The organism is Sinorhizobium sp. NG07B (assembly GCF_002532005.1).
Classification (GTDB): Bacteria; Pseudomonadota; Alphaproteobacteria; order Rhizobiales; family Rhizobiaceae; genus Sinorhizobium; species Sinorhizobium fredii_C.
The window spans coordinates 306,016-319,814 of the sequence record NZ_NWTD01000005.1 but is presented as its reverse complement, the minus strand read 5'-3'; the positions used below and the strand labels follow the sequence as shown (position 1 = coordinate 319,814).

Below are 13,799 nucleotides of genomic sequence, written 5' to 3'. Positions count from 1 at the left end.
AGCGCTCACTGAACTTTGGCGGCCCATGAATGGATCCTCGGGTCAAGCCCGAGGATGACGATGGAGTGGGATGCGGGCGGCATAAAGCCGCTCGCGCCTCACCTCGTCGCAGCCCGAAAGGTCAGCGCATACCTCTTCCCGAGCGCAACGCCAATCTCGCCCGTGCGCCCGTTTATCCCGGCCGGCGGGCCGGATAGGGCGTGCGCAACAGCAGCATGAGGCCGACGGCGAGGAAAACGACCAGCGCCATCATGCCGATTCGCGCCGAACCGGTCCCTACGGTGATCGTCGCAACCGAGGCAGGCGCCAGGAACGAGGTGGCGCGGCCGGACAGCGCGTAGAGCCCGAAATAGCGCCCGGCCTCGTCGGGTGAGACGCTGCGGGCGAGATAGGATCGCGACGAGGCCTGGACCGGACCGAAGGCGATGCCGACCAGCAGGCCGTAGAGGATATAGGCCTTCTCGGCGGCGGTGCCGAATAAGCCGCTCGAGTCCGCCGTCGGCAGCGGGACCAGCCCGAACAGCGTAAAACTGGGACCCGTAGAGACGATGCCGAGCGTCGCAATGGTCAGGCAAACGAGGCTGGCGACGACGATGGTCTTCGAGCCGAGCCGCGTGTCCAGCCGGCTCGCATAGAGGCAGCCGCCGATCGCGACGACGTTGAGGATGATGCCGTAGAGGCCGAGTTCCATCGTCTGCCAGCCGAACATGCCGGCGGCGAAGGTGCCGCCGAGCGCCAGCAGACCGTTGACGCCATCCTGGAAAATCATGCGGGCGATCAGGAAGCGCAGAATCCCTGCCCTCTCTTTCAGTTCCCCGAGCGTGCCCTTGAGTTCCGTGAGGCCGCGAGCCGTCGCCTCCTTCAGAGACGTCGTCGCCTTGCCCGCATCCGGGGTGAAGAGGAACATCGGCAGGATGAAGACGAGGTACCAGAGCGCCGAGATCGGGCCGGTGATGCGGGCGTCCTCGCCCTTGGCCGGGTCGAGCCCGAAAAGCGGATCGAGCCCGAGCGCCGTCTTGCCGGTAGCCGGATTCCCGGCGAGCAGCGCAACGACGCCGATCAGCACGATCATGCCCCCGAGATAGCCCATTCCCCAGGCGATGTTGGAGATTCTACCGACGTGCTTCTCGCTGACCAGGAGGGGCATCATCGAATCGTTGAAGACGATCGAAAACTCGGCGGCGACCGTTGCGAGCGCCAGGAAGAGCGCCGGGTAGATCAGCGGCGAACCAGGCACCGCGAACCAGAGCATGGCGAGCGAGGCGATCTTGATGGCGGCAAAAAAGCCGATCCACGGCTTGCGGGGTCCGGTCGCATCGGCGATGGCACCGAGGACCGGCGACAGCACGGCGATGACGATACCGGAGACCGTCAGCGTATAGCCCCAGATCGCCTGGCCGGCGGTGTGATCCGTCGTTAGCCGGGAAACGAAATAGGGCGCAAAGATGAAGGTGGTGATGACGGTGAAGAAAGGTTGGGCGGCCCAGTCGAACAGCATCCAGCCGGCAATGCCGAGTCGCGTGGTCTTCCGCTGTTGCTGCGCCTGTGCGGCTGCGATGTCCAAGCTCCCCTCCCGGAACCGACCCCTGCGCCCTTCAGCGGAGCGCAGGGTCAAAGCGTTGAAAACACGCTCGAACCGGGAACGGAATCAATCCTCCTGGCCGGCGGCCCCGACGGACTGTGTCATTTCGCCCTGCCGCGCGCAAGATCGCTGAGGAGACCTGCGGCGACCGTGATCTTGGCCAGAGTCGTCTCGCCCTTTTCGGTCAGCAGCTTCAACTGGTCGCCGGCGCGCGACACGCGCTCACGATCCTGTTCCTGCCACGCGAGAACCGGATTGCGTTCCTTCTTCTGCTCGACGAGGGCGGCGACGGTGATGTCGCGCCGGGCAGTGGCGATGTCGGCAACGGCCCGTGTCAGCGCCATCGCCTCGAACTGTTCGGTGGCCGGCACCCGGTCGGCCGCCGCCAGCAGCCGGTTGACCCGGAACGTCTCGGTCACGGCGAAGTAGCCCTGAGCCGTGCGGTTGAGCGGCTCGCCGGTCACCGTGGCGATCTGCATGATCTCGGGGACCAGGGTCATCAGCGACAGTTCGGTGATCTCTTCGGCAAGCTTGGCCGGCACGCCGCTTTCGATGAAGCCCGCCGCCTTCAGGCGCGCCTCCTCGGCGCTTCCGCTCGAAATCGCCGCACGCATCGTGCCGCGCAGCTTCTGCAGCCCCTCGCGCAGCCGCTGAACGGCGTCGGCAACGGGGCCTTCGGACGCTCGGGTGCGCAAAGCCCGCTCGGCGACCAGCGCGAAGATGCGGCCGACCTCCTGGTAGAGCCGGTTCTGCACCTGGCCGCTGACCCTGTTGTCGAGCGCATCGATCTCGCTATAGATCCGCGGCAGGTCGAAGCCGTCGAGCGCCAGCACTGCGGCCTTGACGACATCGGCGGAAAGGAAGCCGGTCGCATCCGTGAGCGTCGAGACGAAAGCGGGGCCGCCGCGATTGATCGTCTCGTTGGCGAGCACCGTCGCTATGATCTCGCGGCGCAGCCGGTGACCGTGGATGTCCCCGGCATAGGGCTTGCGCATCTTCGCCGGGAAGTAGCGCTCGAGGGTCGCGGTGAAATAGGGGTCGTCCGGCAGCTCGCTCTGGATCAGCTCTTCGAACAGCACCAGCTTCGCATAGGAGAGCAGCACGCCGATTTCCGGGCGGGTCAGCGGCTTGCCCGCCTGGTAGCGTTCGGCCATCGCCAGTTCCGTCGGCAGGGTTTCCACCTTGCGGTTGAGGTGCCCGTCGGTCTCGAGCCGCGCCATCAGCCGCGCCAGCGGCGTGCGGTTGCCGAGGCCCTGCAATTCGGTGAGCGAGATCGCCAACGACTGCTGATAGTTGTTGCGCAGCACGAGATGCCCGACCTCTTCGGTCATCGCGGCGAGCAGCGTGTTGCGCTTCGGCCGGGTCAGCCGGCCGTCGCGCATCGCCGAGGCGAGTGCGATCTTGATATTGACCTCAACGTCGGAGGAATTGACGCCGGCCGAATTGTCGATCGCATCGGAATTGCAGCGCCCGCCGGCAAGCGAGAAGCCGATGCGTCCCCTCTGGGTAACGCCGAGATTGGCGCCTTCGCCGATGACCCGCGCGCGCACCTCTTCCGCCGTGACGCGGATCGGATCGTTGGCGCGGTCGCCGACCTCGGCGTCCGTTTCGTTGCTGCCGCGCACATAGGTGCCGATGCCGCCGAACCACAACAGGTCGACCTGGCTCTTCAGGATGGCGTTCATGATCTCGAACGGCGTCGCCTTCTGCTTGTCTATGCCAATCGCCGCCATTGCCTCCGGCGTCAGAGTCACCAGCTTCTCGGCGCGCGAGATGATCATTGCTCCCGGCGAGAGCGTCTTGCGGTCATAGTCCTGCCAGCTCGAACGCGGCAGCGCGAACATGCGCTTGCGCTCGGCAAAGGAGAGATCGGTATCCGGATTCGGGTCGATGAAGATGTCGCGGTGGTCGAAGGCGGCAATCAGCCGGATCTTCTCCGAAAGCAAAATGCCGTTGCCGAAGACGTCTCCCGACATGTCGCCGACGCCGGCGACCGTGAAGGGCGTCGTCTGGATGTCGATGTCCATCTCGCGGAAATGCCGCTTGACGGCTTCCCAGGCGCCGCGCGCCGTGATGCCCATCTTCTTGTGGTCGTAACCGGCCGAGCCGCCCGAAGCGAAAGCGTCGTCGAGCCAGAAGCCGGCCTCCTGCGCCAGCCCGTTCGCCGTGTCCGAGAAGGTCGCGGTACCCTTGTCGGCCGCGACGACGAAATAGGGGTCGTCGCCGTCTAGCCGAAGCGTGTCCTTCGGCGGCACGACCTCTTGGCCGACGATGTTGTCGGTCACCGAGAGCAGCGTGCGAATATAGGTCTTGTAGGCTTCGGTTCCGGCCTTGAAGACCTCGTCGCGGCTGCCGCCAATGGGGAGCTGCTTCGGATAGAAGCCGCCCTTGGCGCCGACCGGAACGATGACGGCGTTCTTGACCTGCTGCGCCTTGACGAGGCCGAGCACCTCGGTCCGATAGTCCTGAGCCCGGTCGGACCAGCGCAGCCCGCCGCGCGCCACCTTGCCGAAGCGCAGGTGCACGCCTTCGACTTCGGTGCCGTAGACGAAGATTTCGCGGAAGGGTCGCGGTTCCGGCAGGCCTTCGAGCTGTTTCGGATCAAGCTTGAAGGCGAGCACGGCGCGCGGCCTGCCCTCGGCATCCTGCTGGAAATAATTGGTCCGGAGCGTCGCCTGGATGACGTTGACGTAGCGGCGCAGGATCCGGTCCTCGTCGAGGCTCGGCACGGCAGCGAGCGCTTCCTCGATCGTCGCAAGCAGCACGCTCTCTTTCTTCGAGCGCGCCTTGGCGTCCACCGTCGGATCGAGCCGCGTCGAGAACAGCCGGAAGATATCGGCGGCGATCGCCGGATATTTGTTCAGCGTATCGGCGATGTAGCCTTGCGAATAGGTAATTCCCGCCTGGCGCAAATAGCGCGAATAGGCGCGCAGCACCGTCACTTCACGGGCGGTGAGCCCGGCGAGCAGCACCAGCCGGTTGAAGTTGTCATCCTCGATCGTGCCGTTCCAGGCCGCAAGGAAGGCTTCCTCCAGGGCGGCGCCGGTCTTGGCGAGATTGACCGACTGGCCGTCGCGGTGAATGAGCTCCATGTCGTGCAGCACGACCTCGCGCGGCTCCTGCCCGGGGGCGCGCACGCCGATATCGTGGGTCTGCTCGCTGATGACGCGGAAGCCGAGATTTTCAAGGAGCGGCACGCGGCGGGACAGTGAGACCGGCGTCTCGGCGTGGAAGATCTTTAGTTCCAGCGCGTCGGGGCTCTCCCGGTCCCGGTGATAGAAGGAGATGCGGATCGGATCGTCCGCCTTGCAGGCGGCTATCCCGGTGAGATCCGCATAGGCCTCGGCCGGCGTAAAGGCGGCCTGATAGGCTTCGCCGACCACGAGCTCGACACCGTCCTTGCGGGCGAACAGGTTGAAGCGGTCGATCCAGCGGGTGACGATGGCGCGGACGGCTTCCTCGAGCTTCGCCTGCGGGACGCGCGGCGTCCTGCCGCCCGAGCGCCCGATGATGAAATGGACGCGCGCCAGGCCTCCTTCCGGGAAGGCGGGGTAATAGGCGGAGACGCGGCCGTCATAGGCGGTCTTCAGGTAGTCGCCGATCTTTTCGCGGACAGCCGAATCATATTGCTCGCGCGGCACGAAGACGATGACCGAGACGAAGCGGTCGAATTGGTCGATGCGCGGCAGCACGCGCACCCGCGGCCGGTCGCCAAGCTCGTTGATCTGCTCCGAGAAGGCGGCGAGCAGGCCGATGTCGATCTGGAAGAGATCGTCGCGCGGATAGGCTTCGAGCGTATTGGCCAGCATCTTGCCGGAGTGACTCTGCGGATCGTAGCCGAAGTGATCGATGATCTTTTCGATCTTGTGCCGCAACAGTGGAATTTCCGCCGCCTGCCTCGTATAGGCGGTCGAGGTGAAGAGGCCGACGATGCGCAGCTCGCCAACGACGTTGCCATCGGCGTCGAAGCGCTTGACGCCGATATAATCCATATAGGCCCGGCGGTGGACGACCGACTTCACATTGGCCTTGGTAACGATCAGGAAGTCGGGACCTTCGAGGAAGGCCAGGATCTCCGGCGTCGTCAGAACCGCATCCTTGCCCTGCCTGAGAACGCGGACCTCGGGATTGGAGAGGATGCCGAGGCCGCGCCCCTTGCCGCGCTCGACGCTCGCTTTCTCGCCCTTTCCGGAATAGGTGTATTCGCGCATTCCGAGGAAGGTGAAATTATTGTCCCTTAGCCAGCGAAGGAAGGCGAGGGCCTCGTCGCGGTCGCTCTTCTTGCGGGAGGCGCTGTAATCTTCCAGTTCCCGCATGGCCTGATCGAGGAGAGCGGTCATCGCCGGCCAGTCGTGTACCGCCTGATGAACCTGCTCCAGCACGTCGCTGATGCGCTTGCTCAGCGACCGCTCCTCGAGCGGCGTCAGTTTGCTCAGATGGATCTGGATGTGGCTGACGCGGTGGGCGGGGTCGCTTCCCTCGTCCGGGTCGAACAATTTGGCGGGCTGGCCCGGCTCCCTAACCAGAATGGGGTGGATCGCCAGGTGGATGTCGCGATGGGTGCTCGTCACCTCGCCCATGACGGAGTCGTAGAGGAAAGGCATGTTGCGTTCGGTGACGGCGATGATCGAGACTTCCGTTCCACCCGGCGCCACGCCCGGCACCGTCTCGACCGACACCTGCGGTCTTCCGCCGTCCCAGCGGGCCAGTTCCTTGCGCGCATGGGCGGCGGTCAGCGCCAGCATGTCCGGCGAATAGAGATCAAGGTCGTCGTTGCTCGCGCCGCTGAAGAGGATTTCCGGCGGCAGAGTTTCGGCACCGATCTTGGTCACTGCCGCACGGGCCGCATCGATGTGACGGTCCCGTTTCGGATTATGCTTCACGCCCATGAACTCGCTCCCCCAAAAATGATAGTTGACCCTATCAGAACCATGGTCAATGGCGATGGTTTTTTAAACGAATTTGGGCGAAATCGAGCCGGTTTTTGAAGAAATTCACGCCGAATCGACCTAAATCCATTTAAATCCGGGGTGATTTCGCAAAAATTCCAGAAAAACGATGAAAACGAACAAAACCCCGCAAGGCTTCAAAATCGTCCCGAGCGACTGCCTGTTGACAAGGCGGCGACAGTCGGGCGATCACGCTTCGAATCGAAGGATGGTCTTGCCCCGATGCCCGAAATGCACGCCGCGCCAGGCGCCGTCATCGTCATCTCCAGCCACGTGGTTCGCGGCACCGTCGGCAATCGCGCCGCCGTGTTCGCACTGGAGACGCTCGGGCATCGTGTGTGGGCGCTGCCGACCATCATTCTTCCCTGGCATCCCGGTCATGGCCGTTCGACGCGGGTGGTGATGCCGGACGCGGATTTTCGGTCCGTCATCGACGATCTCGCCAGCGCCCGCTGGGCGGGCGAGGTGCGCGCCGTCCTCTCCGGCTACCTGGGTTCGCCTGCTCAGGCCGAGGGCGTCGCCCGGCTGGTGACGGTGCTCAGGGGCCGCAATCCAGACCTTTTCTACGCCTGCGACCCGGTGATCGGCGATGTGAACGGCCTTTACGTGCCGGTCGAGATTGCCGCCGCCATCCGCGACCGGCTGCTGCCGCTGGCGACGCTCGCGACGCCGAACCGATTCGAGCTTGCCTGGCTTGCGGGCGCAGCACTCGAGACCAATGCGACGATTCTCGACGCAGCACTTGGTCTTGGGCCGCCGCAGGTGCTGGTGACTTCGGCGATCCCCATGATGAGCGGCGGCACCGGCAATCTCTATCTCTCCGGCCGCCATGCGCTGCTTGCTGAGCATCGGCTGATCGACGACCCGCCGAACGGCACCGGAGACCTGCTTTCGGCCGTTTTCCTGGCCCGACTTCTTCAGGGGCTTTCCGAGGAGCGGGCGCTGCAGATGGCCACCGCCAGCGTGTTCGAGATCATCGCGCGCAGCCGCAAGCGCGGCGCCGACGAATTGACGCTCGAGCAGGATGCTTCGAGCCTGGCGACGCCGATGGCGATGGTGCAGATGCGCCGGCTGTTGCATCCGAGCCAGGTGCGGCCGAAATAAAGAAACTGCTCATAATGGATTGATCTGACGATCGCAGCGAGGTAACCGACGGATATGCAGCGTTTCCCGGAACATCTTCTGAACGGCTATCGCAACTTCATGAGCGGCCGGTTCAGCGAACATCAGCAACGCTACAAGACACTAGCAGAAACGGGGCAGAAGCCGCGGACGATGCTCATCGCCTGCTGCGATTCGCGTGCGGCCCCCGAAACGATCTTCGACTGCGGCCCGGGCGAGCTCTTCGTCATCCGCAACGTCGCCAATATGATGCCGCCCTATGAGCCGGACGGGCACTATCACTCAACCTCGGCGGCCCTGGAATTCGCGGTCCAGTCGCTGCGTGTCAGCGATATCGTCGTCATGGGTCACGGCCGCTGCGGCGGCATTAAGGCGGCCCTCGACCCCGATGCGGAACCGCTCTCGCCCGGCGATTTCATCGGCCGCTGGATGAATCTCTTGAAGCCCGCCGCGGAGCAGATCCAGAGCAACGAGGTGATGACGCCGGCCGAACGCCAGCGCGCGCTCGAGCGCGTATCGATCCGCAATTCGATCGCCAATCTCCGGACTTTTCCTTGCGTGCAGGTCCTCGAGGCGAAGGGAAAACTGCAGCTTCACGGCGCCTGGTTCGACATTTCGACCGGCGAGCTCTGGGTGATGGACGCGAAGACCGGCGATTTCACCCGCCCGGGAACGTGACGCGACACTGACAGACATATGGGTTCGCCCATCATCCGGTCTGCCGCCAGTCCCTTCCCGCAGGCGGGGAGAAGGTGCCGGCAGGCGGATGAGGGCAATTCAAGCGTGGCTGTTTCTGATCAGTCGCCGTCGATCTCGGCGCCGATAATGGCGATCGCCTGCTGGTAGACGCTTGCGGCGTTCCAGCCCTGGATCGCCGCGTAGTTCACCTGGCCCGGCTGGTAGCCGCCACCCGGCTGCCAGCCGTGGCCGCGCAGGAAGTTTGCGGTCGAGGCCAGCGCGTCGGCTTTCGAGCGCACCATGTCGATATGGCCGTTGCCGTCGCCATCCACGCCGAATTTCAAGACGTTCAGCGGCAGGAACTGCGTCTGACCGATTTCGCCATGGGCAGCGCCGCGGGCGGTGGGGCTCAGATCGCCCCGCTCGACGAGCTGAAGCGCGGCATAGAGCTGGTCGGTGAAATAGGCGGAGCGGCGGCAATCATAGGCGAGCGTCGAGACGGCGGAGAGCGTGTGCTCCTTGCCCATGAAGGAGCCGAAGCCGGTCTCCATGCCCCAAATGGCGATCAGCGGGCCGGCCGGCACGCCGTAGCGCTGCTGGATGCTTTCGAAAAGCGCGGCGTTCTGGGCGCGCATTTTCCGGCCGCGCGAGATGATCGCCTGGCCGCCGCGCTTCTGCATGAACTGGTCGAGCGACAGCTTGAAGCTTTTCTGGCCGCGGTCGGCACGGATCGTCGCCCGGCTGTAGGAAACATTGGCGAGAGCCTGATCGAGCACCGATGGCCTGATGCCGTTGCCGGCCGCCTCGCGCTTGAACTCGGCGACCCAGGCGGAAAAGCCCCCGGCGCCGTTGCCGCATTGTGCCGCAGAAGCGGCCGCGGGAAGAAATGCCGTTGAGATGAGGGCTGCAAGCCCCGTTACTGCGCACCTTGCCATGTGCATGGTATACCCCGTCAAAGCCCGAATGGTTGACTTGAAAGCCCGCCCCGCCCGGGCTCTCTCGTTTGCTCTCGTCCCCCGGCGATGTTTCACGTGAATCCACCGCCCCGAAGTCAATGCGAAACCCCGCAAGGTCGCTGTCGCCGAGCGGGGTTTCGGGTTAATAAGCGATCGCCGGCTCTTCAGGCCGCCTGCTTGCGCGGCTTGATCAGGCCGCGATTGACAAGCAGTTCGGCAATCTGAACCGCATTCAGCGCCGCACCCTTGCGCAGGTTGTCGGAGACCACCCACATGTTGAGACCGTTTTCGACGGTCGCGTCCTCGCGGATGCGCGAAATATAAGTCGCGTCTTCGCCGGCGCATTCATAGGGGGTCACGTAGCCGCCGTTCTCATGCTTGTCGACGACGAGACAGCCCGGCGCCTCGCGCAGGATCTCGCGCGCCTCGTCGGCGGTGATCTCGTTCTCGAATTCGATATTGACCGATTCGGAATGGCCAATGAATACCGGCACGCGCACCGCCGTGCAGGTCACCTTGATCTTCGGGTCGAGCATCTTCTTAGTCTCGGCGAGAACCTTCCACTCTTCCTTGGTGTAGCCGTCTTCCATGAAGACGTCGATGTGCGGAATGACGTTGAAGGCGATGCGCTTGGTGAACTTCTTGCTCTCGATCGGATCGGCGACGAAGACGGCGCGCGTCTGGTTGAAGAGCTCGTCCATGCCGTCCTTGCCGGCGCCGGAAACCGACTGGTAGGTGGAGACGACGACGCGCTTGATCTTCGCGTGGTCGTGCAGCGGCTTTAGGGCGACGACGAGCTGAGCCGTCGAGCAATTCGGATTGGCGATGATGTTTTTCTTGGTGAAGCCGGAAACTGCGTCGGCGTTCACTTCCGGCACGATCAGCGGCACTTCGGCGTCGTAGCGCCAGGCCGACGAATTGTCGATGACGACGCAGCCCTGCTGGCCGATCTTCGGCGAGTACTTGAGCGATACCGCGCCACCGGCCGACATCAGGCAAATATCCGTGTCGGAGAAGTCATAGGTTTCGAGGTTGGAGACCTTCAGCGTCTTGTCACCGTAGGACACTTCAGTTCCGATGGAGCGCGAGGAGGCGAGCGCCACAACCTCGTCCGCAGGAAATCCCCGTTCGGAGAGGATGTTCAGCATCTCCCGGCCCACATTGCCGGTGGCGCCTGCGACTGCAATCTTGAAACCCATGTTCTAAGCTCTCTTTCTGTCTCTCCTCATCTGGTGGAGGCGGAGCCGCGCGGATCGTCCGCGAGGGTCCTGTCCCCGGCCGTGCCGGGGAGAGAGCGGAGGGCCAGAGACGTCAGACGGTTTTCGTCGTCGTTTTGGCCGTTGTTTTGCTTGCGAGCGAGAAAGCGCACGCCTGCCCGGCATGGGCCGGCACGTGCAGCGCAGCGATGGACGAATTGTTCGGTCGCATCTCGTTTCCTCGTTCGCCGCTGCTCTTACCGGCTTTTCCACAAGAGTCAAGCCGCCGGAGCCTCTGCGCCCTCGAATTGCTCGGCCGGCCAACCGATCCCGACCGTCATGGTCCCTCTCCCCGTCGTCACGCCGCGTGCGGGCGAGGGTTAGGGTGCGAGGCAAATCCGCGCCCGATCGCCACATTAGACGAAAGTCATAGGACGAAAGCATCCCTGCCTGGGGAAGGGCTTTTCTGACATCCTCTCGACTCAGGCGCACCGCGTTCCGGACCTCGGGGAGGAGCCGGATCGATCGAACGGGCGCTCAAGGAATGCCTTTTGAAGTGGAGGATCATCAAATGGCAAATGTCGCAACAGCGGACGGCGTCAAGAATGCCGGCCCTATGACCGCCGAGGAGAAGAAGGTCATCTTCGCCTCGTCGCTCGGTACCGTCTTCGAATGGTATGATTTCTATCTTTATGGATCGCTCGCCGTCTATATCGGCGCGACCTTCTTCAGCCAGTATCCGGAGACGACCCGCAACATCTTCGCGCTGCTTGCCTTTGCCGCAGGCTTCCTGGTGCGCCCCTTCGGCGCGCTCGTCTTCGGCCGGATCGGGGACCTTGTCGGCCGCAAATATACGTTCCTCGTCACGATCCTGATCATGGGTCTGTCGACCTTCCTGGTCGGCGTTCTGCCCGGTGCCGCTTCGATCGGTATAGCCGCGCCGATCATCCTGATCGTCCTGCGCCTGCTGCAGGGTCTGGCGCTCGGTGGTGAGTATGGCGGCGCCGCAACCTATGTCGCCGAACATGCGCCGCATGGCCGTCGCGGCTATTTCACCTCGTGGATTCAGACGACGGCGACGCTCGGCCTGTTCCTGTCGCTGGTGGTGATCCTGTTCGTGCAGTTCATACTCGGCAAGGAAGCCTTCGCCGCGTGGGGCTGGCGCATACCCTTCCTGCTGTCCTGCGTGCTTCTTGGCGTCTCCGTCTGGATTCGGCTGAAGATGAACGAATCGCCGGCCTTCAAGAAGATGAAGGAAGAGGGCAAGGGTTCGAAGGCGCCGCTGACGGAGGCCTTCGGCCAGTGGCGGAATGCCAAGGTCGCGCTGCTGGCGCTCTTCGGTGCCGTCGTCGGTCAGGCCGTCGTCTGGTATTCCGGCCAGTTCTACGCCTTGTTTTTCCTGCAGAGCATCCTGAAGATCGACGGCCAGTCGGCGAACCTGATGGTTGCCGCCTCGCTCGTGCTCGGCACCGGCTTCTTCGTCTTCTTCGGCTGGCTTTCCGACAAGATCGGCCGCAAGCCGATCATCATGGCCGGCCTGCTGCTCGCCATGCTGACCTACTTCCCGCTGTTCAAAACCTTGACCTGGGCCGGAAACCCGGCTTTGGCCGAGGCACAGCAGAGTGTTCGCGCCACCGTCGCCGCCGCACCCGGGGACTGCAAATTTCAGTTCAACCCGACCGGCACGGCGAAGTTCACGACTTCGTGCGACATCGCAACGGCCTTCCTGACAAAGAACTCGGTGCCTTATGACGTGGTGACCACGGCGGCCGCGGGGACCCCGGCGACCGTGAAGGTCGGCGAAACGACGATCACCAGCTATGACGCGGTCGCCGCCGGCGACAAGGCGAAAGCCGAGGATGCTGCGTTCATCAAGCAGGTCAACATGGCGCTGCAAGCCTCCGGCTACCCGCTGGTGCGTGGTGCCGCAAAGGTGCCAGAATCGAAGCTCGACGCTTTCGTCGCGGCCAATCCGGAGCTCGCCCTCGACGCGGCTGCGATCCGTGCCGGCGACAAGACCATGGTTCCGGCCGACAAGCTGACCGCCGACAAACTGCTGACCAAGGAAGAAGTCGGCAGCGCGACCGAAATGGCGGTCTATTCGATCGACAAAGGAGGCGCATTCACGATGGTGGCCGATCCGGCTCGCGTCAACTGGACGGTGATCATTGCCGTGCTGACCGTCCTCGTCATCTATGTGACGATGGTCTACGGACCGATCGCCGCTCTGCTCGTCGAACTCTTCCCGACCCGCATCCGCTACACCGGCATGTCGCTGCCCTATCACATCGGCAACGGCTGGTTCGGCGGCCTGCTTCCGGCAACGGCCTTCGCCATGAGCGCGGCAAAGGGCGATATCTACTATGGTCTCTGGTACCCGATCGTCTTCGCCGGCATCACCCTGGTGATCGGCCTTCTGTTCCTGCCGGAAACCAAGGACCGCAATATAGACGCGATGGACTGAGCCGCAAATAAGGCAGCCTTTCCTCGATATCCAATAAGCTCTCCTGACTCCGGCGCGGCCTCCGCGCCGGCTTTTTATTTGAGCCGAGAACGCGCGGTCTTCGGTGCCGGCCAGCCGCCGGCGTCGAGCCGGAAGAGCCAGTCCCGGCGGGCGAAGAGAAAGGCGACCATCATTGCGGTCCAGAGGCCGAGCAGCAGGCCGGCCGCCACATCGCTCGGATAGTGGGCGCCGACGACGACGCGCGACACGCCGATCAGCAGCGCCAAGATCAGAAAGAGCGGCCGCAGCCTCGGCGTCAGCATGGCGAAGGCACCGAAGAAGGCGCCGGCGGCCGTCGAGTGGCCCGATGGAAAACTCTCGAAAGCGCCGCTGCCGGTAAAGGGCGTCAGGCTGTAGGCCCCGTATTCGGCGAAGAGCTCCGGGCGGGCGCGGCCGATCAGCAGCTTCAACCCGTGCACCAGCACGCTTGCCGTGCCGATCGTCAGCAGGAAGTAGGCCCCGAGGCGGCGTGCCGTGCGGGCCCGCTGCCGGACGGTGTTGCGTCGCGACGATCGCCTGACGATGAAGGCGATCAGGAGCAGGGTCGCGGAGGTATAGATCATCCAGGCGAAGGTGCCGAAATCGGTGATTGCCCGGTTGAAGCCGATGATCTCTTGCGGCAGGCCCTGCGCCCATTGCGACAGGTGCGGATCGAAGGGAACGAGGGCCACGACGAGAATGATCGTCGTCAGCAGGATCCAGCTGGAGGAGGCAAGCGGTTGGTTCATGTCGTGTTTCCCGGATCGGTTCCCTGCATGTGAAGTCGAGCGCGGAAAAATCAAGGGATTCAAATCAAAACACCTCCGGACCGTG

8 protein-coding genes are annotated in these 13,799 nt (G+C 63.9%); 3 read left to right on the top strand and 5 right to left on the bottom strand.

What is annotated here, in order from left to right; translation table 11 throughout:
- Nucleotides 1-172: 172 nt before the first annotated feature.
- A complete protein-coding gene (locus tag CO664_RS19315) occupies nucleotides 173-1,564 on the bottom strand; it encodes an MFS transporter (protein WP_097539644.1) in 1,392 nt (463 codons plus the stop codon).
- Nucleotides 1,565-1,683: 119 nt separating this feature from the next.
- Nucleotides 1,684-6,471 (bottom strand): NAD-glutamate dehydrogenase, encoded by a 4,788-nt coding sequence (locus CO664_RS19310; RefSeq protein ID WP_097539643.1) that lies wholly within the window; start codon nucleotides 6,469-6,471, stop codon nucleotides 1,684-1,686.
- 282 nt (nucleotides 6,472-6,753) lie between these two features.
- Here CO664_RS19310 and pdxY point away from each other — a divergent pair, with 282 nt between their 5' ends.
- The gene (gene pdxY, locus CO664_RS19305; protein ID WP_097539642.1) at nucleotides 6,754-7,635 is read left to right on the top strand and encodes a pyridoxal kinase PdxY; all 882 of its coding nucleotides are present in this window, start codon (nucleotides 6,754-6,756) and stop codon (nucleotides 7,633-7,635) included.
- 54 nt (nucleotides 7,636-7,689) lie between these two features.
- The gene (locus CO664_RS19300) at nucleotides 7,690-8,331 is read left to right on the top strand and encodes a carbonic anhydrase (protein WP_097539641.1); all 642 of its coding nucleotides are present in this window, start codon (nucleotides 7,690-7,692) and stop codon (nucleotides 8,329-8,331) included.
- A 119-nt stretch (nucleotides 8,332-8,450) separates the two neighbouring features.
- Here CO664_RS19300 and CO664_RS19295 read toward each other — a convergent pair whose 3' ends face one another.
- Both CO664_RS19295 and CO664_RS19290 read right to left on the bottom strand, forming a co-directional pair.
- Nucleotides 8,451-9,272 carry a lytic transglycosylase domain-containing protein gene (locus CO664_RS19295; RefSeq protein WP_037418366.1) on the bottom strand — a complete coding sequence of 274 codons (822 nt, stop codon included), beginning with the start codon at nucleotides 9,270-9,272 and terminating at the stop codon, nucleotides 8,451-8,453.
- A gap of 179 nt (nucleotides 9,273-9,451) precedes the next feature.
- Entirely contained in the window at nucleotides 9,452-10,486 is a 1,035-nt protein-coding gene (locus CO664_RS19290; protein WP_097539640.1) for an aspartate-semialdehyde dehydrogenase, read from the bottom strand.
- A 568-nt stretch (nucleotides 10,487-11,054) separates the two neighbouring features.
- Here CO664_RS19290 and CO664_RS19280 point away from each other — a divergent pair.
- A complete protein-coding gene (locus CO664_RS19280; protein WP_097539639.1) occupies nucleotides 11,055-12,947 on the top strand; it encodes an MFS transporter in 1,893 nt (630 codons plus the stop codon).
- A 74-nt stretch (nucleotides 12,948-13,021) separates the two neighbouring features.
- Here CO664_RS19280 and CO664_RS19275 read toward each other — a convergent pair whose 3' ends face one another.
- Nucleotides 13,022-13,714, bottom strand: a complete 693-nt coding sequence (locus CO664_RS19275; RefSeq protein WP_097539638.1) for a phosphatase PAP2 family protein — start codon at nucleotides 13,712-13,714, stop codon at nucleotides 13,022-13,024.
- Nucleotides 13,715-13,799: the final 85 nt, after the last annotated feature.

What these genes read in the sequence shown, in the direction of transcription:
- CO664_RS19310 (WP_097539643.1), bottom strand. Translation starts at nt 6,471, where the DNA reads ATGGGCGTGAAGCATAATCCGAAACGGGACCGTCACATCGATGCGGCC.
- pdxY (WP_097539642.1), top strand. Translation starts at nt 6,754, where the DNA reads ATGCCCGAAATGCACGCCGCGCCAGGCGCCGTCATCGTCATCTCCAGC.
- CO664_RS19300 (WP_097539641.1), top strand. Translation starts at nt 7,690, where the DNA reads ATGCAGCGTTTCCCGGAACATCTTCTGAACGGCTATCGCAACTTCATG.
- CO664_RS19295 (WP_037418366.1), bottom strand. Translation starts at nt 9,272, where the DNA reads ATGCACATGGCAAGGTGCGCAGTAACGGGGCTTGCAGCCCTCATCTCA.
- CO664_RS19290 (WP_097539640.1), bottom strand. Translation starts at nt 10,486, where the DNA reads ATGGGTTTCAAGATTGCAGTCGCAGGCGCCACCGGCAATGTGGGCCGG.
- CO664_RS19280 (WP_097539639.1), top strand. Translation starts at nt 11,055, where the DNA reads ATGGCAAATGTCGCAACAGCGGACGGCGTCAAGAATGCCGGCCCTATG.
- CO664_RS19275 (WP_097539638.1), bottom strand. Translation starts at nt 13,714, where the DNA reads ATGAACCAACCGCTTGCCTCCTCCAGCTGGATCCTGCTGACGACGATC.